Below are 19,559 nucleotides of genomic sequence, written 5' to 3' on the forward strand. Positions count from 1 at the left end.
CCGGCTCCGTCTCACCATGGAACATGCCCCGATGCCCAATCTTCTGCTCGTCGTCGCCTGCGCTCTTATCGATGAGGACGGGCGCATCCTCATTGCCCAGCGTCCCGAGGGAAAGGCGCTCGCAGGAATGTGGGAATTTCCCGGCGGAAAGGTCGAGCCGGGCGAGCGTCCGGAAGATTCCCTGATCCGCGAACTCAGCGAAGAGCTCGCGATCACGGTTAAGAAAGAGTGCCTCGCCCCGCTCACCTTCGCGAGCCACGCTTACGACGATTTTCACCTCCTCATGCCACTTTACGTTTGCAGACGTTGGCAGGGATTTGTCCAGGGCCGGGAGGGGCAGGCACTCAAATGGGTGCGTCCGAAGGCCTTGCGAGATTATCCGATGCCCCCAGCAGACGAACCGCTTATTCCGCACTTGATCGACCTCTTGTAGGGGCGGTGCGGGAGGGCCCGCAAGAAAGTGCAGACCATGAGCCTCAGCCCTGCCAAGAACGGCATGTTCCGCATCCGTCGCGTGTTCAGCGCCTTTCTTTCAGACGAGCGCGGATCAACGGCGATCGAATACAGCCTGATCGCCAGCATCATCGTTCTGGCGATCATCGGGTCGCTGACCGCGCTGGGAACGTCCTTGCGCGACGATTTCTATGAACCGGTGGCTGTCGGTTTGGCCGGGGGCAACTGAACCCCGCACGTCATCTGACGCGTTTCAAAAAAACCGGCGCTTCCCAAAGGGACGCCGGTTTTTTCGTGGCCGGGTTTTGTGGCTCAGCCCCGCGTAGGCTTGTCGCCTGTGGGAAGCTCCGAGGTGCCGAGAGCTTCGGCGAGGCTCTGTCTGGCGGAGCCGGGGCGAAGCGGCTTTTGCTGGCTTTCATGCGGCGCCCAGCCGGAGACCGACAGGATCTGGAACGTGGCACGGATCCGCCCGTCTTCATCGCTGTGGCGTTCGGCGTAGATTTCGGCCGCCCGCATGAACAGGGTTCGGGTCGCAGGCGCGCCCCTTTCGGAAAGGGCGGCCGTCGCGCCCATGGCTCTCAGGTCGCGCATCAGGTCGAACATCGTATCGTAGCGAACCGTCAGGCGGTCCTGATCGGCAACGGGCAGGGCGAAGCCTGCCCGTTGCAGCAGGCCGCCCATCTCGCGGGTGTCGGCAAAGGGGGAAACGCGGGGGCTCGCGCCGCCCGTCAGCTCCGCTTCCGCTGACAGCAGCGCATCGCGCAACTCCCAAAGCGTGTCGCCGCCTGCAAGGGCTCCCAGGAACAGTCCGTCCGGCTTGAGCGCGCGACGGATCTGGATCAGGGTGCCGGGCAGATCGTTCACCCAATGCAGGCTGAGCGCGCTGACCACAAGATCGAGCGAAGCATTGGCGAAGGGCAGGATCGCGTCGTCGATCACCAGATCCGGGGCTTCTATATCCGGATCGGGCATGAAGAGATCTGCGCGCAGGGCGCGTTCCACCCGTCCCGATGCGCGCAGGGCGGCATGGACGAGCCCGCTATGGCCGCCGAGATCGAGGCCCAACGCAAAGCTGTGTGTGGTTACCGCGAGCCGGTCGGCGATATCCTCGGCGACAAGACGCAACAGGAAATCGGCGCCCTGCGTTCGCCTTGCAAGCGCGCGGGAGCGGTGGAGGGTCAGGAGATGGCGGTCGAAAGGCGCATACATCGGCACGGCTCGCGGATCATGATAGGCTGCTTATCGCGCGGAAAGGACTTTGCGTCAAAGCGGAGGAGCGGTCCTGAAGGTATGGCTTGCGCGGAGGGGGATTGAGCGAGACCACAAACGAGAGCGGCGACGGGCCGGGGCGGAACCTTGTCGGTGGGCGGGCAATGCGCGCGCTTGTGCGCGGGCTTGTCGATTTTGTGCTGCCGCCTGTCTGTTTCGTGTGCGAGGCGCCGCTGAACGCCGCGCCGGGTCTGTGCATGACCTGCTGGTCGCGCCTTTCCTGGATCGAGCGGCCCTATTGCGCGCGGCTCGGCACACCGCTCGCCTACGATCTTGGCGAAGACGCCCTGAGCGCGGAGGCGATCGCCGACCCGCCCCCCTTCGACCGTGCGCGTGCGGTCTGTTTGCATGACGAGGTTTCACGGGAACTTGTTCATGGCTTCAAATATCGCGACCGTCTTGAACTCGGTGCCGCGATGGCGCGGTGGATGGTGCGCGCCGGTGCCGAACTCGTGCGTGATGCGGATGTGATCGTTCCGGTGCCGCTGCATCGCAGGCGGCTGTGGCAACGCAGGTTCAACCAGGCTGCCGTTCTTGCGAATTCCATTGCTGCGGCGAGTGGAAAACCGGCGGAACTCCGCGCGCTCTTGCGCATCCGGGCGACGAGGCGCCAGGTTGGGCTTGAGCGCAAGAGCCGTCAGAGCAACGTGCGCGGGGCCTTTGCGGTGGAGCCTCAGGCGCAGCATGTCATCGCGAAGCGGCGGGTCTTGCTTGTCGATGACGTCTACACGACGGGGGCGACAGTAAAGGCGTGCACACGCGCTCTGCTGCGCGGTGGAGCCAGTCATGTCGACATCCTCACTTTCGCCCGGGTTGTTTCTCCCGCGTCCCTGACAATATAAGTCGCCTGATCCCGGATCCGGTCGCGCTGGCTGGATGCTCTTTGTTTCGGATGGACCTCGAATGCCCAGTATCGTGATCTACACTCGCCAGATGTGTGGCTATTGCACGGCCGCCAAGCGCCTGCTCGACGCCAAGGGCGTCACCTATCAGGAATTCGATGCGACGGTGGAACCCGAGCGGCGCGCGGAAATGATCAACCGCAGCGGGCGCTTCACCTTCCCGCAGATTTTCATTGGTGACACGCATGTGGGGGGCTGTGACGAGCTGCATGCCCTGGAGCAGGCCGGCAAGCTCGACGCGCTGCTCGCGGCCTGATAAACCGCCGATCCCGGCCATGGTTGGCGGGCCCCGTGCGGGCTTGGCGGACGGGCAGGAATTGGAAGGTTTAAGACTTCGCCGCTAGACTGCCTTGTGCGGTCCGGCGCTTGCGTTCAGGCGACGCGCGAAGGACAGCCTGGAGGGATTTCGATGACTGCGTTCAAGGCGGCTTGCATCCAGATGCGATCCGGTCGCGATGTCGAAGCGAATATCGCGACGGCAGAAAGGCTTGTGCGCGCGGCGGCGGGTGCGGGGGCGTCCTATGCGCTGACGCCGGAAATGACGAACCTTCTGGAACGCGACCGGGCGGCGCTTTTCACCAAGATCGCCTGTGAGGCCGATGATCCTGCGCTCAAGCGCCTTCGAGCGCTGGCGCGCGAACTTGGTATCTGGCTGCATATCGGGTCTCTGGCGATCCGTCTTGGCGAGGAAACCGTCGCCAATCGCGGATACCTGATCACGCCGAAAGGCGGGATCACGGCGCGCTACGACAAGATCCACATGTTCGACGTGGATCTCGACAACGGCGAGAGCTGGCGGGAGTCGCGCACCTATCAGCCCGGTGAGATCAGCCCGGTTGTCGATCTTCCCTGGGCAAAGCTCGGCATGGCGATCTGTTACGATGTCCGCTTTCCGCAGATATTCCGCGGTCAGGCCAAGGCCGGCGCGCAGGTGCTGACGGTGCCCGCCGCCTTCACCCGGCAGACGGGACAGGCCCACTGGCATGTGCTGCTGCGTTCCCGCGCTATTGAAAACGGCGCCTACGTCATTGCCGCGGCGCAGGGCGGGCGGCACGAGGACGGGCGCGAGACCTTTGGCCATTCGCTGATCGTTGCGCCGTGGGGCGAGGTCATTGCCGAAGCCGATCACGATGAGCCGGGCTTCATATTGGCCGAGATAGATCCGGGCGAGGTCGAGAAGGCGCGCGCCCGCATTCCGGCAATCGCCAATGAACGTGCCTTCACCTTCGAGACTGTCGCGTCAGCACAGACGGAACCCCTGTCATGATCCATTATTCGCTTCAATGTGCCGAGGGGCATGAATTCGAGGGCTGGTTCCGCAATGCCGGGGATTTCGACGCCCAGGCGCGCGATGGTCGTCTGACCTGCCCCGTATGTGGCGGGGGCGAGGTTTCGAAGGCCCTGATGGCCCCTGCCGTTTCCGGCACGCGCGATGAGCCGCGCACGGTGGAGGCTGCGGTCGAGGACGCCTCAGTCACACCGCGCGAACCGGCCGTTCCGGTCATGGCCATGCCCAATCCGCAACAGGCCCAGATCGTGGATACAATGCGCAAGCTTCGCAAGCTCATCACGGAAAGCGCCGACAATGTCGGCAGCCGTTTCGCGACCGAAGCACGCGCAATGCACTATGGCGAGATCGAACAGCGCTCCATCTATGGCGAGGCATCGCCGGAAGATGCGCGCGATCTCGTGGAGGAAGGAATCGAGATCCTTCCCCTGCCGGTTCTGCCCGAAGAAAAGAACTGACGGCGCACGAAAACTGGCCCGTTCCGGCCCGAGCCTGCGTCGGAACCTGCTCCGGTCAATCCGCCTTTGCCGGCGGTTTCATCACCTTGTCGAGCGCAACTTCGGCGCTGCTGGCCGCTTCGCCGGACGTCTCCGCGATCTGCATTCCGTTCTCGCAACACTGCGCCATGATCTCGCGTAGTTTGTCGCCGTTGGTTTCCGCACAGGCATTGTAGTCGGCGACGGTCTTTTCCCAGAACGCACTCATCACATGAAAGACCTCGACAGGATCGCGGGCTTCCGACAGGGATTTGGCGCATTCGAAATCGGAGTGCAGTCGGCCTCGAATGAAACTCAAATGGTCTTCGAAAAGGGTTTCGCTCTTGTCGAGCAACTCAACTTGAGCCTTGCTGATCTGGTCGAAGATCCGGCTGCCGAAAAAATCCGCCTTCTCCATCCATTCAGGATCGAGCCACGGGAATGCGATGACAGAGGGGTCCTTGGCAGGCGCTTTTGTCTGACGCGGCATGTCGCTTCTCCCTTTGTTCCAACCCGCCGGGGGCGGTAAGACATCCCGCCAGCGGCTCTCCCAGCCATGCGTATCTTACGTTAGGTAAAGTTTCGGCGCGATAGCGAATTTTGTGCAGGTGCAAATAAACCAGTGCGGTGCAATGTCGCAGGTCTATTCTGTGCCTGCTTTTTCGGCTTGAGGACTTCCTCTGCGGAAGGCACGTTTGGTCCGGCTGACGTCGTGCCGCCTCCCATCGACGGGCGCCTGTGGCAGGGGCATTCCGTCTGGAACCTGTCCCGGTGGCCGCCGCTTCGCCTTGAGCCCAGACCCTCAAGCCCGCGCCGATGCGGGCCCCGATACAGTTCTTCAAGCCCACGCTCGGCGCGGGTGCAAACAAAGCGAGCCGCCTATGCGATCCCCGAAAATGACCAAGGCATTCCGTTCCAACCGTGCAAGCGGTTCGCACCGGGCCGCGTCAACCAAAGCGGCCGCGTCCAAGGCACCGGCGGGCCGTTTGGGTGCGGTCGATGACATTATCCGCACAGAGGAAGCGGGGCCGATAGAGGAGGGGCCGCGCGCGCTCGCCAGTGAAGCGGCTCATGCCGCCGATCCCTCCCAATCGGCGCATGCCTTGTCGGAATTCATGGACCGTGCGGCGCGCTCGACGCTCGCGCATCTCACCGGCGGGCTTTCGCCGAGCGCGTTGGCGCTGGCCTATACCGACTGGCTGACCCATCTGATCTCGACCCCGGGGCACCAGATGCGCCTTGGCAACAAGGCCTGGCATGAGGGCGTGGACTTTTCGAAATATCTGGCCGCCTGTCTGGCCGGGGGGCAGCCGGAGCCCTGCATCGCGCCCCTGCCGCAGGATCATCGCTTTACCGATCCGGCCTGGCAGACCTTTCCCTTCAACATCCTGCATCAGGGGTTCCTGATCAACCAGAGCCTCTGGCACGAGGCGGTCACGGGGGTGCGCGGGGTCTCGCCGCATCATGAGCGCCTGATCGATTTCATGACCCGGCAGATGCTCGATGTCTTCTCGCCCTCCAACAATCCTCTCACCAATCCGGAAGTGCTTGCGCGAACGCGCCAAGAGGGAGGCATGAACCTCTTGCGCGGCTTCCAGAACTTTATGGAAGACATGAAGCGGATTGCCAACGAGAAGCCGCCGGTCGGAGCGGAGGCGTTCAAGGTCGGCGAAAACCTGGCGGTCACGCCGGGCAAGGTCGTTTTTCGCAACTCCCTTATCGAACTGATCCAGTACACACCGACCACCGAGACCGTGCAGCGCGAGCCGCTGCTGATCGTGCCCGCCTGGATCATGAAATATTACATTCTCGATCTGTCGCAGACGAACTCGCTGGTGCGCTACCTCGTTTCGCAAGGGCACACGGTCTTCATGATCTCGTGGAAGAACCCTGGCGAGGAAGATCGCGACGTCTCGCTCGATGATTATCGCCGGCTCGGCGTGATGGCGGCGCTCGATGCGGTCTCGGCGATTGTGCCGGGAGAAAAGATCCATACCGCCGGCTACTGTCTGGGGGGGACGCTTCTCGCCATCGCGGCGGCCGCCATGGGGCGTTTCGGGGATGACCGGCTTGCCACCGTCAGCCTGTTCGCCGCGCAGACCGATTTCACCGAAGCGGGCGAGCTGACGCTTTTCATCGATGAAAGCCAGGTGTCCTATCTGGAAGACATGATGTGGGAGCAGGGATATCTGGATTCCACGCAGATGGCGGGGGCCTTCCAGCTTCTGCGGTCCCATGATCTGATCTGGTCGCGCAACGTGCACAATTACATGCTGGGCGAGCGTGCGCCTGTCTTCGATCTGCTGGCCTGGAACGCGGATGCCACGCGGATGCCATATCTCATGCATTCGCAGTATCTGCGCCAGCTCTTCCTCCAAAACGAGTTTGCCAAGGGTCTCTACAAGGTGGAGGGAGAACCGGTCGCGCCGGAGGAAATCAAGGTGCCGATCTTTGCCGTGGGGACCGAAAGCGATCATGTCGCGCCCTGGCGTTCGGTGCACAAGATCACCTATCTGGCGGACACGCCGGTCACCTTCATTCTCGCCAATGGCGGTCACAATGCGGGCATCGTGTCCGAACCCGGCCACAAGCACCGGCATTACCGGATGCTCGCACAGGACGGGCACAACGGGTTCCACGATCCCGAAGGCTGGCTGGAGAGGGCCGTGGATCACGAGGGGTCTTGGTGGATTGCCTGGTCCGACTGGCTGAAGGCGCATTCCCAGGGCGCGACGACCCCGCCCTCCATGGGGGCACCGAAGGCAGGCTATGCGCCGATCATGGATGCGCCGGGAGACTATGTGCTGAAGGCGTGAGGCGGTGTGAGGCCGTGAGGCGGGGCAGGCGTCAGCAGGTGATCCAGTCCTTGAGGATGCGGATCACGTCTGTGGGCTGTTCCAGTGTGGAGAGATGACCGCAACCGGGCAGGCATTCGAAGCGGCTGGCCGGGATGCCTTCATGGATCTCGCGCACGACCTCCACCGGCATCAGCTGATCCTGCTCGCCCGCCAACACCAGCGTCGGGCAGGTGATCGCGGCGAGGTTCGGGCGCTGGTCGATGCGCGCGATGATGGCGCGCTGCTGGCGGATAAAGGCCTGCGGGCCGGTCTCGTGCGCCATTTCCTCCACCGTCTCGCGGAGCGTCTCGTCCCCGGTCCGCGCAGGCGCGACGAATTTGGGAAAGAGCGCAGGCGCGACGCGGTCGAACTTCCCGTCATTGGCAAGCGCGATCAGCCGTTCGCGGTGCTCCGTCTGTTCGGGGGTGTCGGGACGTGCGAGCGTGTTCAGAAGGGCAAGCCGGGAAATGCGGCCCGGTGCCTGTCGGACCAGTTCCAGCGCGATGTAGCCGCCCATTGACAGCCCCACGACGGAAAAGCGTTCGGGGGCTGCCGCGAGGATCGCTTGCGCGATCGCGGCGATGGACTCATGGCTGCGGTGATCGGCGACCATCACCGGATGATCGGAAAAGGCACCGAGCTGCGGTGCGAAGAGGATTTCCGTGCACAGAAGGCCCGGAATGAAAACGATCGGCTCCATGGGCTCCTCCCAAGCGCGGCGATGATCTGGCACAAGCCCCTTATTTGGGGCGGGTGAACAGCATCATGTAGTTGACGTCCATATCCCGTGAGCGGCCCCAGCGGTCGAACAGCGGATTGTAGGTGACGCCGCACTTGTCGATGAGGGTCATGCCGGCCTTGGTCAGCGGACCCTCGATCTCGGGCGGGCGGACCAGCTTTTCATAGTTGTGGGTTCCCGGCGGGAGCCAGCGCAGTACCCGCTCGGCCGTCACGATCGCCAGTGCATAGGCTTTCAGGGTGCGGTTGATGGTCGCGAGGAACATCAATCCACCCGGCTTCACCATCTTTGCGCAGGCCTCCAGATAGGCCGGAACGTCGGCGACGTGCTCCACCACCTCCATGTTGAAGATGACGTCGAACAGCTCTCCGTCCGCCGCCAGTTCTTCCGCGGTCGCGGCGCGGTAGTCGATGTCCAGGCCGGTGCGTTCCGCGTGAAGGCGCGCCACCTCGATGTTCACGGGCGAGGGGTCAACGCCGACCATGGCCGCGCCAAGCCTGCTCATCGGTTCGGAAAGCAGGCCGCCACCGCAGCCGATGTCCAGGCATCTCAGGCCCTTGAATGCCTGTGTGTCCGTGGGCTTGCGGCCATAATGCGCGCTCACGTGCTCCTTGATGTAACCAAGGCGCACGGGGCTGAACTTGTGGAGGGGGCGGAACTTCCCCGTCGGGTCCCACCAGTCGTCGGCCATGGCCGAAAAGCGGGCGACTTCGGCATCGTCCACGGTGGTCTTCGTCGTCATTGGCGAACCTCTCCTCGTCCAGCCTGCGGCGTTGGGTCCATGTTCGTCGGCTTTCGGCGATGTCTTGTCAAGACGGCGCGGGACGGCGGGGGGCTTGCCGAGGGTATCCATGGGGGAAAGGTTGCAGCTCCCGTTTGTCCGGTTGCAGGTCCCCCGGCTTCTATGTATGGATACGCGCCGACCAACGCCGTCATCTTGAACGGATCTTTCGCGCAAGCTGGCGGCATGACCTATTGTTCCAGAATTCGATCCCGATGGCCCGACTGGTTATGAAATTCGGCGGCACCTCAGTCGCCAATCTCGAACGCATCCGCAACGTGGCGCGCCACGTGAAACGCGAAGTCGAAGCGGGCAATCAGGTGGCCGTCGTGGTCTCCGCTATGGCGGGCAAGACGAACGAACTGGTCGCCTTGTGCCGCGAAGCCTCCACCTTGCACGACGCGCGTGAATACGACGCCATCGTTTCGTCCGGCGAGCAGGTCTCTGCCGGGCTGCTGGCGATTGTGCTTCAGGCGATGGGCGTGGATGCGCGATCTTGGCTCGGCTGGCAGATCGCCATGCACACCGACGCCGCGCATGGCGCCGCCCGCATCACCGATATCGACGGCGACAAGCTGATCGAACGGCTGGAAATGGGGCAGGTCGCGGTGGTGGCCGGTTTCCAGGGGCTGTCGCCGGACAACCGGATTTCCACGCTGGGTCGCGGCGGCTCCGACACGAGCGCGGTGGCGGTGGCGGCTGCGATCAAGGCGGATCGCTGCGATATCTATACCGACGTCGATGGCGTCTACACGACCGACCCGCGCATCGTGCCGCGCGCCCGTCGCCTCGACCGCATTTCGTTTGAGGAAATGCTGGAGATGGCGTCGCTGGGTGCGAAGGTGCTGCAGGTACGCTCGGTTGAAATGGCCATGGTGCATGGCGTGCGCACATTCGTGCGCTCTTCTTTCGATGACCCGGACGCGCCGCAGATCGGCGTCGACAATCTGCCGCCGGGCACTCTCATTTGCGACGAGGACGAGATCGTGGAACAGCAAGTCGTCACAGGCATCGCCTTTTCCAAGGACGAAGCGCAGATTTCCATTCGCAACGTGCCGGACAAGCCGGGCGTCGCAGCATCTGTCTTCGGCCCGCTGTCCGACAGCAATATCAATGTGGACATGATCGTCCAGAACATCTCGCCCGATGGCTCCACGACGGATATCACCTTCACGGTGCCGCGGGCCGATTACGACCGCGCCATGAAGGTGCTCGAAGACCAGCGCGCAGACCTGCAGTTCGGACTGCTCGAAGGCGCGACCGATGTCGTGAAAGTGTCGGTGATCGGCATGGGCATGCGCAGCCATGCGGGTGTCGCGTCGCAGTGTTTCCGCAGCCTTGCGGAAAAGGGATCAACATCCGGGCCATCACGACCTCAGAGATCAAGATTTCCGTGCTGATCGATTCTGCCTACACCGAGCTTGCGGTTCGCACTTTGCATTCGCTATACGGGCTCGACGGCTAGTCGGGCATCGCACAAGCCATCAGGCTTGATGCCGAATCGAATCCTGTCGGTATACTCTTGATCCGGCAGGCTTCGGGTTGCCGAACCGAAACAGGGGAGAAGGCGGAGGATGAGGGACAGTTCGGCCGGTCCGCGCGTCTTGCTGCGCCGTCTCCGCGAGGTTATGGCGGTCCCCAGCGGCGCCCAGGAACGGCTTGACCAGATCGTCAGGCACATTGCCTCCAATGTCGTTGCCGAGGTGTGCTCGGTTTATATCCTGCGGGCCGATGGTCTGCTGGAGCTTTATGCGACCGAAGGCCTTAATCCGGACGCCGTTCACCAGACCAGCCTTGCGGTCAATGAGGGCCTTGTCGGCCTGATCGCCGCCGAGGCGCGCCCGCTCAATCTTCCCAATGCCCAGGCCCACCCCTCCTTCGCCTATCGGCCGGAGACGGGGGAAGAGGTCTTCCATTCCTTCCTCGGTGTTCCGATCCTGCGCGCCGGGCGCACGCTGGGCGTGCTTGTCGTGCAGAACAAGGCGCACCGCACCTATTCCGAAGACGAGGTCGAGGCGCTTCAGACAACCGCGATGGTGATCGCGGAGATGCTGGCCGCCGGTGAGCTTGAGGCGATTTCCAATGTGGGCGCGCGGCTGGATCTGACGCGGCCGCTCCATCTGGAAGGTGTTGCCCTGTGCGATGGCGTCGGGCTCGGCCATGTAATCCTGCATGAGCCGCGCGTCGTAGTGACGAACCTCATCGCGGAAAACGTCAATGAAGAGCTTGAGCGCCTGACCAAGGCGGTCGAGGACATGCGTCTGTCGCTCGACCACATGCTGGCCCATGGCGATGGTTCGGCGCAGACCGGCGAATATCGCGAGGTTCTCGAAGCCTATCGGATGTTCGCCTATGATCGCGGCTGGATCCGCAGGATCGAAGAGGCGATCCGCAACGGCCTGACGGCGGAGGCTTCCGTCGAGAAGGTCCAGAGCGACAACCGCGCCCGCATGCTGCGCCAGACGGACCCCTATCTGCGCGAGCGGCTGCACGATTTCGACGATCTGGCCAACCGGCTCTTGCGCGAGCTGATGGGGCGTCCGCACGGTCCGACGGAGCAGGAGCTTCCCGAGGACGCGATCATCGTCGCCCGCAACATGGGGGCGGCCGAGCTTCTCGATTACGATCGCGATCGCATTCGCGGGCTGGTGCTGGAAGAGGGCGGGCCGACGAGCCACGTCTCCATCGTCGCGCGCGCGCTCGGTATCGCAACCGTCGGGCTCGTGTCCGACATCGTTTCGCTGGTGGAAGCGGGCGACTCGCTCATCGTCGATGGCGAGACCGGTCATGTTCATCTGCGCCCGCCGTCGGACGTTGAGAAGGCCTATGCGGAAAAGGTGCGCTTCCGCGCCCGCCGTCAGGCTCAGTTCCGTCGTCTGCGCAACAAGCCGGCGATCACGCGGGATGGGCGCGATATCACGCTGCAACTCAATGCCGGCCTTCTGGTAGACCTTCCGCATCTGGACGAATCGGGTGCGGTCGGCATCGGGCTCTTCCGCACCGAACTGCAATTCATGATCGCCTCGACCTTCCCGCGGATGAAGGAGCAGATGCGCTTCTATTCCACGGTGCTGGATGCGGCGGGCGAACGGCCGGTCATCTTCCGCTCGCTGGATATTGGTGGCGACAAGGTCCTTCCCTATCTGCGGTCCATCCAGGAAGAAAACCCGGCCATGGGCTGGCGCGCGATCCGTCTGGGGCTCGACAGGCCCGGCCTGTTGCGGACCCAGATCCGCGCGCTGCTCAGCGCCGCCGGTGGACGCGAGCTTCGGCTGATGTTCCCGATGGTTTCCGATGTTTCGGAATTCCATGAGGCCAAGGACATGGTGGAGCGCGAGATCACGCATCTGCGCCGCCATGAGCGCCGGGTGCCCGCCTCCATCAAGCTGGGCGTGATGATCGAGGTGCCGTCGCTGCTGTTCCAGCTCGACGAATTGTTCTCGGTGGTCGATTTCGCCTCTGTCGGCTCCAACGATCTGTTCCAGTTCTTCACCGCGGTGGATCGGGGCAATACGCGTGTCGCCGATCGCTTCGACACGCTCAATGTCGCGTTCCTGCGGGCGCTCAAGCTGATCGCGGATCGCGCCAGGGCGGCCAATATCCCGGTGGGGCTGTGCGGGGAGCTTGCCGGGCGTCCGCTGGAGGCCATGGCCTTGCTGGCGCTGGGGTTCACTTCCATATCCATGTCGCCCTCAGCGGTCGGTCCGGTCAAATCGATGTTGATCGATCTCGATGTCGATGCGCTGGGGAAGACGCTGCTTCCGGTGCTTGAAGCCGGCAAGTCGAGCTGCTCGGTGCGCGCGCTGCTGCGCGACTTCGCCCGCGATAATGGCGTGCCCTTGTAGCCAGTCTGTCTGTCCTGGCGTTTCGCGACCTTTGCACTGGCTGACATGTCGTCGCCGCTTTTTGAAAATCCTTGGAGTTGATGCGCAATGCTGGCGCAGGAAAGACTGGACGGTCTGCTTGACCGCTTCGCAGAACTGGAAGCCCGGATGTCCTCCAACCCGGACCCGGCGACCTATGTGCGTCTGTCGCGCGACTATGCCGACCTTGAACCGGTGGTGAAGATGGTGCGCCAGTTGCGTCAGGCGCAGGCCGATCTGGAAGGGGCGCAGGAGCTTCTGGCCGATCCCTCTTCCGACAAGGAAATGCGCGAGCTGGCGGAAATGGAGCGCGAGGAGCTTCAGGAAAAGGTGGAAAGCCTTGCCCATGACGTGCGTCTGGCGCTCCTGCCCAAGGATGCGGCCGATGCGGGCAGCGCCGTTCTGGAAGTGCGCGCGGGCACCGGCGGTGACGAAGCTGCGCTTTTCGCCGGCGATCTCTTTCGCATGTATCAGCGCTATGCCGAGACGCGCGGCTGGAAGGTGGATGTTCTCTCGGTCAGCGAGGGGGAAGTCGGCGGCTACAAGGAAATCATCGCCTCTGTCGACGGCAACGGTGTATTTGCGCGCCTCAAGTTCGAATCCGGTGTGCACCGGGTGCAGCGGGTGCCTGTCACGGAATCGGGCGGGCGCATCCACACCTCCGCCGCCACGGTTGCCGTTCTGCCGGAGGCGCAGGAGGTTGATATCGAGATCCGGCCTGAGGATATCCGCATCGACACGATGCGCGCCTCGGGAGCGGGCGGTCAGCATGTGAACACGACCGATTCCGCCGTGCGCATCACCCATCTTCCCACCGGCATCGTCGTCACCTCGGCGGAAAAGTCCCAGCATCAGAACCGCGCCAAGGCCATGACGGTTCTGCGGGCGCGCCTTCTGGACATGGAACGCGAGAAGCTCGACAGCGAACGGTCCGAGGCGCGGCGCGGGCAGGTGGGGTCCGGCGATCGCTCCGAGCGCATCCGTACCTACAATTTCCCGCAAGGCCGCGTCACCGATCACCGTATCGGGCTGACCCTCTACAAGCTCGATCAGGTGATTTCCGGCGAGGCGCTGGACGATGTGATCGAGCCGTTGATTACCGAACATCAGGCGGCGCTGCTTGCGGCCGACAGTGGCGAGCCCCGGTGAGCGAGACGCTTGGCGCTGCCTACAGGCGCATGCGCAACGCCTTGCGCGAGGCCGGCTTCGAAACGCCGGACCTGGACGCTCGGCTGCTTGCCGCAGATGTCGTCGGCATCGATGCGAACCGGATCGTCCTGGAAGAAGATCGGCGCCTGAATGCGGAAGAGGTTAGCCGCCTCAACGCCCATCTGGAGGCGCGGCTTTCCCATCGTCCCGTTGGGCGCATCCTGGGGCGTCGCGAATTCTGGGGACTTGAGTTTTCACTTTCTTCCGAAACACTTGAGCCGCGCCCAGACACCGAGACACTCGTTGAAGCCGCCCTTGATCTGGTGGCTGCGCGGGCTCTGGCATCGGCTCCACTGCGCATTCTGGATCTGGGCACCGGCACCGGCGCGATCCTGATTTCCCTGCTTCACGAATTGCCCCATGCCTGGGGGTTGGCGAGCGATATCCAGCCCGGTGCGCTTGAAACCGCGCGGCGCAATGCGATCGCGAACGGGGTGGATGGACGGGCCGCTTTCGTCTGCATGTCGTGGATGGATGCGCTGTCCGGCCCATGGGATCTGATCGTTTCCAATCCGCCCTATATTCGCAGCGCCGTGATCGATGAGCTTGATGAGGGCGTGCGTGCCCATGATCCGATGCTCGCGCTGGACGGCGGCGAGGACGGGCTCGCGCCCTATCGCAGTGTGGTGCAGCAGGCCTTTGAGGCCCTGAGCGGCGAGGGAGCGGCGCTGATCCTTGAAATCGGGTTCGATCAGGGGCGCGAGGTGAGCGATTTGTGCCGACTTGCGGGTTTCGGCAATGTCATGATTCGCCAGGACCTTGCCGGGTGCGATCGCGTCGTCGTTGCGCGCCGTTAGGGGCGGAAAACGCCGCTTTTCTCCGCTTTGAAAATTGCGCTTGGATTTATTTCGCGAAGGGGCTACGGTGCGGCACGCCGAGGCGCCAAGACGCCGGTCGATCCGCTTGGCAGCATTGCCAGCCGGGCTGGGAAATAGCTGAAGACCGGGGCGCACTGGATGCAGGACAATAGGTTCTGTTCCTGATCGGTATGTGGCGATGAAAAGATCGCTTGTCCGAGACAGCGGAATGTCAACGACCAACAGCACGGGATGGTCCGAATTGATCGGGCCCTCGCGCGCGCTGGTTAGCGGCAACGGAGATAACGCTCCGCTGTCCGGGTTCACCCCATTGGGTTCGGTCGAAAAGCCGTGGCAAATGTCCGGCAAGCCGCTCTGAAGAGATAACGGCAGTATGAGACAAAACAATCAGAATAAGCGTTTGCGCGGGCGGGGCCGCAAGGGTCCCAATCCGCTGACCCGGTCGTTTGAATCGAACGGCCCGGATGTGAAGATCCGCGGAACCGCTATGCATATCGCGGAGAAGTATCAGCAGCTGGCGCGCGATGCGATGGTCTCAGGCGACCGGATCATGGCGGAAAACTACCTCCAGCATGCCGAGCACTATTCGCGCATCGTGGCGGCGGCCCAGACACCGGCCAATGGTCAGGCGACCCCGTCGCGTGCCAACCAGGACGTCGATGACGACGAGGATGGCGACGAGCAGATGCCGGAAATGCCGGTGGTCGCCAAGACGCGGGTGATGCCGCAGGATGCGCCGCAACCCTTCGTCGACCGCATGCCGGGAATCGACGCCAAGAATGGGGGCGAGGTGACTGCGGGTGAGCCGTCGGCGGAGGCTGAAGGCAGCGCCAATGGCAACGACGCCGAAAAGCCGAAGCCGCGCCGCAGGCCTGCACGCGCTACCACCAAGAAGGCGGTGGCGGAGACCACGGACGAGAGCGCGGAAGGCGTTTCGTCGGACGGCGAAGAGGCCGATGGTGGTGAAGACTCACCGCGTCCGCGTCGTCGTGCCCGCGGGGCCCGCGGTCGCAATGTGCGCCGTGCTGCCGCCAATGCGGCCGAGCAGGAAGATGGGGCAGGCGATTCTGCTCCGGCCACCGAGGCAAGTGACGCCTGATTTTCAGGACGGATCGTTCGGGCCTTCAGCGTTTCAGCAAGGGCCGGAGCGTATTGCGTTTGCTGCGAATTCGAGAAAGCCCGCGATTGTTTCGCGGGCTTTTTCATTTTCAGTCCCTTCTTTTGTCTGCGCCCCCTTTTTGTTGTCAATTTGCAACACTATATCCAGCCTGCGGCACGACGTGAGGGTCCGCGCATGTTCGCGCAAGCTTGACCTGCCATCACTCCTGACGCGCCGCGCGAGGGCCATCTGGCCTCGCCTTGTCCCAGTTCGCAGGTCATGCTTCGGGTGATGCTGCGGTGAGGAGATTTGAACATGAATATGGAACGCTATACCGAGCGTGTGCGCGGCTTCCTTCAGAGCGCGCAAACGTCTGCTCTCGGTCAGGGGCATCAGCAATTCACCCCCGAACACATTCTGAAGGTCCTGCTCGATGACCGCGAAGGCATGGCATCGGGGCTTATCACGCGCGCCGGTGGGCGGGCGAAGGACGCTCTGACGGCGGTTGAGCTTGCGCTCGACAAGATGCCGAAGGTGAGCGGCGGCAACAGCCAGCTCTACATGGCGCAGCCGCTGGCGAAAGTGTTCGAGCAGGCTGAGCAGCTGGCCGAAAAGGCTGGCGACAGCTTTGTCACCGTGGAACGTCTGCTCATGGCGCTCGCCATGGAAAAAAGCGCAGAGACGTCCCGGATCCTGGCCAATGCCGGCGTCACGCCCGCTGGACTCAATCAGGCGATCAACGAATTGCGCAAGGGCCGCACCGCCGACACGGAGTCGGCAGAAAACCGCTATGACGCGTTGAAGAAATATACCCGCGATCTCACCCAGGATGCGCGCGACGGCAAGCTCGATCCGGTCATTGGCCGTGATGATGAGATCCGCCGCACCATGCAGGTGCTGGCGCGGCGCACCAAGAACAACCCCGTGCTCATCGGCGAACCAGGCGTCGGCAAGACCGCGATCGCGGAAGGGCTGGCGCTGCGCATCATCAATGGTGATGTGCCGGAATCGCTTGCCGACAAGAAGCTGCTGGCGCTCGACATGGGCGCGCTCATCGCAGGCGCGAAGTATCGCGGCGAGTTCGAGGAGCGTCTGAAGGGGATCCTGCAGGAAGTGCAGGCGGACGAGGGGCAGGTGATCCTGTTCATCGACGAGATGCACACGCTTGTGGGCGCGGGCAAGGCCGATGGGGCGATGGATGCGTCCAACCTGCTGAAGCCTGCGCTGGCGCGGGGAGAATTGCACTGCGTGGGCGCGACAACGCTCGACGAGTATCGCAAGCACGTGGAAAAGGACGCCGCACTGGCTCGCCGGTTCCAGCCGGTTTTCGTGTCGGAGCCGACGGTCGCCGACACGATCTCCATCCTGCGCGGGTTGAAGGAAAAGTACGAACTGCATCACGGTGTGCGGATCGCCGATTCCGCGCTGGTGGCGGCGGCCACGCTTTCCAACCGCTACATCACCGACCGCTTCCTGCCTGACAAGGCGATCGACCTGGTCGATGAGGCGGGCTCGCGTGTGCGGATGCAGGTCGACAGCAAGCCGGAAGAACTGGATGAACTGGACCGCCGGATCATTCAGCTCAAGATCGAGCGGGAAGCCTTGAAAAAGGAAACTGATCAGGGCTCTCGGGACCGTCTGGAGAAGCTGGAAGCGGAGCTTGCCGATCTGGAAGAAGAATCGGCGGCCTTCACCGCCCGCTGGCAGGGTGAGAAGGAGAAGCTCTCCTCCGCGCAGAAGGTTAAGGAGCAGCTCGATCAGGCGCGCAGCGACCTGGAAAAGGCGCAGCGTGTGGGCGACCTGGCGAAGGCTGGCGAGCTTGCCTATGGCATCATTCCGCGGCTGGAAAAGCAGATCGCGGAAGTGGAAGCCACCGAGGGCGCGGAACAGCCCAATGAGGCGATGGTTCAGGAGGCGGTCACTGCCGACAACATCGCGCAGGTCGTTTCGCGCTGGACAGGCATTCCAGTCGACAAGATGCTGGAGGGCGAGAAGGACAAGCTTCTGCGCATGGAAGACGAGCTTGCCCGCCGTGTCGTCGGTCAGCAGGAGGCGGTTCATGCCGTGTCGACTGCTGTTCGCCGCGCACGCGCCGGATTGCAGGATCCCAACAGGCCCATGGGCTCGTTCATGTTCCTCGGCCCCACGGGCGTCGGCAAGACGGAGCTGACCAAGGCGCTGGCCGACTTCCTCTTCGATGACGAGGCCGCGATGGTGCGCATCGACATGTCGGAATTCATGGAGAAACACTCCGTGGCCCGGCTGATCGGCGCGCCTCCGGGCTATGTCGGCTACGAGGAGGGCGGCTCGCTGACCGAAGCGGTGCGCCGTCGGCCATATCAGGTCGTGCTGTTCGACGAGATCGAGAAGGCGCATCCGGATGTCTTCAACGTGCTGCTGCAGGTGCTCGATGATGGTCGCCTGACCGATGGTCAGGGCCGCACCGTGGACTTCCGCAACACGCTGATCATCATGACCTCGAACCTCGGTTCGGAGTTTCTGGCAAATCAGGCCGAGGGGCAGGATTCGTCGGCGGTGCGCGAGCAGGTCATGGGGGTCGTGCGCGGTCATTTCCGCCCCGAATTTCTCAACCGTCTGGACGAGATCATTCTCTTCCATCGGCTGCAGCGGGCGCAGATGTCGGCCATTGTCGACATCCAGCTCGGCTATCTGGAAAAGCTCCTGGAAGATCGCAAGATCCAGATCGACCTCGACGCCTCCGCCCGCACCTGGCTCGCGGAAAAGGGGTATGACCCGGTCTATGGCGCAAGGCCGCTGAAGCGGGTGATCCAGAAGCAGGTGCAGGATCCGCTGGCAGAGCGCATTCTCGCGGGCGATATCCGGGACGGCGATCTGGTGGAGGTGACGGCGGGGACAGACCGGCTGCTCTTCTCACGCGCGGAAGATCGCAAGGACGCGGTGGCCTGATAGCCGGATCGATCCGGCTCATCTTGCAACGCGCACAAGACGACACGAAAAAGGCGGCCCTCTGGGCCGCCTTTTTCTATGCGTGATGCGAGCGGGACGTGCCGGCGCTCAGGTTCTCAGCGTCCGGGATCTCAATGTCAGCGTGACGCGACGCGGTTGTTCTGCCCGCCACCGCCGCGTTCCAGCAGGGCATCGATGCGTTCGCGTTCGCGTTCGAAACTGGCAAGCATGTCGCCCTCCAGCACGCGGCCGCGCGGCAGGCGCACACGGTTCGGATCCACGAACTTGTCGTTGATGCGGACTTCATAGTGCACGTGCGGGCCGGTCGAACGCCCGGTGGAGCCGACATAGCCGATGATCTGGCCCTGCTTGACGTGAACGCCGGGCTCAATGCCCTTGGCGATGGCCTGCTGGTGACCGTAACCGGTTTCGTAGCCGTTGGCGTGGCGGATCAGGGTGAAACGGCCATAGCCGGATGCCCAACCGGCCTTTTCGACGACACCATCGCCGGTGGCGTAGATTGGCGTTCCATAGGGCAGGGCCCAGTCGACGCCGGTATGGAAGCGGACATAGCCGAGAATCGGATGCTTGCGCTTGCCATAGGGGGAGCTGAGACGTCCGCCGACCACCGGCTTGCGCATCAGGAACTTCTTCGCGCTGCGGCCATTCTCGTCATAAAAGTCCACCGCGCCATCGTCGGGCGTGCGGAAGCGATAGAAACGGTGGCGCTCGGAACCGGTCGTCAGCGCGGTGAAGAGCACTTCCGGCGGCTGACCGTTTTCCGGAGAATCGAGGGAATAGAAGACCTCAAGCTGGTCGCCCGCCTTGACCCGGGCGTTGTAGTCCACGTCATAGGAGAAGATGTGGACCAGATCCTCAATCAGCGGCTCGGGGAGA

The 19,559-nt window shown here is 63.3% G+C and carries 17 protein-coding genes and 1 pseudogene (1 of these 18 only partly in view); 13 read left to right on the forward strand and 5 right to left on the reverse strand.

Annotated features, from left to right (window positions below; all coding sequences use genetic code 11):
• The first annotated feature begins 31 nt into the window (after positions 1 to 31).
• Positions 32 to 433, forward strand: a complete 402-nt coding sequence (gene mutT, locus ABGM93_RS16240) for an 8-oxo-dGTP diphosphatase MutT (protein ID WP_321505969.1) — start codon at positions 32 to 34, stop codon at positions 431 to 433.
• 36 nt (positions 434 to 469) lie between these two features.
• Positions 470 to 682, forward strand: a complete 213-nt coding sequence (locus ABGM93_RS16245; protein WP_319774288.1) for a Flp family type IVb pilin — start codon at positions 470 to 472, stop codon at positions 680 to 682.
• A gap of 83 nt (positions 683 to 765) precedes the next feature.
• Here the strand turns inward: ABGM93_RS16245 and ABGM93_RS16250 are convergent, their stop codons facing one another.
• Positions 766 to 1,662 carry a methyltransferase domain-containing protein gene (locus tag ABGM93_RS16250; RefSeq protein ID WP_321501246.1) on the reverse strand — a complete coding sequence of 299 codons (897 nt, stop codon included), beginning with the start codon at positions 1,660 to 1,662 and terminating at the stop codon, positions 766 to 768.
• Positions 1,663 to 1,763: 101 nt separating this feature from the next.
• On the opposite strand from ABGM93_RS16250, the gene ABGM93_RS16255 reads away from it, so the two are divergent.
• The 4 genes from ABGM93_RS16255 to ABGM93_RS16270 all read left to right on the forward strand — a co-directional run bounded on the left by ABGM93_RS16255 (position 1,764) and on the right by ABGM93_RS16270 (position 4,370).
• Positions 1,764 to 2,564, forward strand: coding sequence for a ComF family protein (locus ABGM93_RS16255; RefSeq protein WP_321501248.1), 801 nt, complete (start codon positions 1,764 to 1,766; stop codon positions 2,562 to 2,564).
• A gap of 61 nt (positions 2,565 to 2,625) precedes the next feature.
• Positions 2,626 to 2,880, forward strand: a complete 255-nt coding sequence (grxC, locus tag ABGM93_RS16260; RefSeq protein WP_321501250.1) for a glutaredoxin 3 — start codon at positions 2,626 to 2,628, stop codon at positions 2,878 to 2,880.
• 153 nt (positions 2,881 to 3,033) lie between these two features.
• The gene (locus ABGM93_RS16265) at positions 3,034 to 3,891 is read left to right on the forward strand and encodes a carbon-nitrogen hydrolase family protein (protein ID WP_321501252.1); all 858 of its coding nucleotides are present in this window, start codon (positions 3,034 to 3,036) and stop codon (positions 3,889 to 3,891) included.
• On the forward strand, positions 3,888 to 4,370 hold the full coding sequence (locus ABGM93_RS16270) for a DUF1178 family protein (RefSeq protein ID WP_321501254.1): 483 nt from the start codon (positions 3,888 to 3,890) through the stop codon (positions 4,368 to 4,370). Before ABGM93_RS16265 ends, ABGM93_RS16270 begins: the two co-directional genes overlap by 4 nt.
• A gap of 55 nt (positions 4,371 to 4,425) precedes the next feature.
• Here the strand turns inward: ABGM93_RS16270 and ABGM93_RS16275 are convergent, their stop codons facing one another.
• On the reverse strand, positions 4,426 to 4,878 hold the full coding sequence (locus ABGM93_RS16275; RefSeq protein ID WP_321501256.1) for a phasin family protein: 453 nt from the start codon (positions 4,876 to 4,878) through the stop codon (positions 4,426 to 4,428).
• Between the two features lie 406 nt (positions 4,879 to 5,284).
• Here ABGM93_RS16275 and ABGM93_RS16280 point away from each other — a divergent pair, with 406 nt between their 5' ends.
• On the forward strand, positions 5,285 to 7,204 hold the full coding sequence (locus ABGM93_RS16280) for an alpha/beta fold hydrolase (RefSeq protein WP_321501257.1): 1,920 nt from the start codon (positions 5,285 to 5,287) through the stop codon (positions 7,202 to 7,204).
• Positions 7,205 to 7,235: 31 nt separating this feature from the next.
• On the opposite strand, the gene ABGM93_RS16285 is transcribed toward ABGM93_RS16280, so the two are convergent.
• A complete protein-coding gene (locus ABGM93_RS16285) occupies positions 7,236 to 7,925 on the reverse strand; it encodes an alpha/beta fold hydrolase (RefSeq protein WP_321501259.1) in 690 nt (229 codons plus the stop codon).
• Positions 7,926 to 7,965: 40 nt separating this feature from the next.
• Positions 7,966 to 8,706, reverse strand: a complete 741-nt coding sequence (ubiG, locus tag ABGM93_RS16290; RefSeq protein WP_321501261.1) for a bifunctional 2-polyprenyl-6-hydroxyphenol methylase/3-demethylubiquinol 3-O-methyltransferase UbiG — start codon at positions 8,704 to 8,706, stop codon at positions 7,966 to 7,968.
• Between the two features lie 254 nt (positions 8,707 to 8,960).
• On the opposite strand from ubiG, the pseudogene ABGM93_RS16295 reads away from it, so the two are divergent.
• The 6 genes and pseudogenes from ABGM93_RS16295 (at position 8,961) to clpB (ending at position 18,662) form a co-directional block, all read left to right on the forward strand.
• A pseudogene (locus ABGM93_RS16295) lies at positions 8,961 to 10,210 on the forward strand (aspartate kinase).
• A gap of 109 nt (positions 10,211 to 10,319) precedes the next feature.
• Positions 10,320 to 12,590, forward strand: coding sequence for a phosphoenolpyruvate--protein phosphotransferase (gene ptsP, locus ABGM93_RS16300; RefSeq protein WP_321501264.1), 2,271 nt, complete (start codon positions 10,320 to 10,322; stop codon positions 12,588 to 12,590).
• 87 nt (positions 12,591 to 12,677) lie between these two features.
• Complete coding sequence (gene prfA / locus ABGM93_RS16305) at positions 12,678 to 13,757, forward strand: peptide chain release factor 1 (protein ID WP_321501266.1); 1,080 nt, start codon at positions 12,678 to 12,680, stop codon at positions 13,755 to 13,757.
• A complete protein-coding gene (prmC, locus tag ABGM93_RS16310; RefSeq protein WP_321501268.1) occupies positions 13,754 to 14,614 on the forward strand; it encodes a peptide chain release factor N(5)-glutamine methyltransferase in 861 nt (286 codons plus the stop codon). The genes prfA and prmC overlap by 4 nt, the downstream gene beginning before the upstream one ends.
• A 394-nt stretch (positions 14,615 to 15,008) precedes the next feature.
• A complete protein-coding gene (locus ABGM93_RS16315; protein ID WP_321501270.1) occupies positions 15,009 to 15,734 on the forward strand; it encodes a DUF4167 domain-containing protein in 726 nt (241 codons plus the stop codon).
• A 315-nt stretch (positions 15,735 to 16,049) separates the two neighbouring features.
• Positions 16,050 to 18,662 (forward strand): ATP-dependent chaperone ClpB, encoded by a 2,613-nt coding sequence (clpB, locus tag ABGM93_RS16320; protein ID WP_321501272.1) that lies wholly within the window; start codon positions 16,050 to 16,052, stop codon positions 18,660 to 18,662.
• Positions 18,663 to 18,799: 137 nt separating this feature from the next.
• Here the strand turns inward: clpB and ABGM93_RS16325 are convergent, their stop codons facing one another.
• Positions 18,800 to 19,559 carry the end of a M23 family metallopeptidase gene (locus ABGM93_RS16325; RefSeq protein WP_321501274.1) on the reverse strand. The gene runs 1,187 nt beyond the window's last position, so the window shows 760 of its 1,947 coding nt (coding positions 1,188-1,947); the start codon falls outside the window, past its right edge; it ends in the stop codon at positions 18,800 to 18,802.

This window comes from Breoghania sp. (genome assembly GCF_963674635.1).
Classification (GTDB): domain Bacteria; phylum Pseudomonadota; class Alphaproteobacteria; order Rhizobiales; family Stappiaceae; genus Breoghania.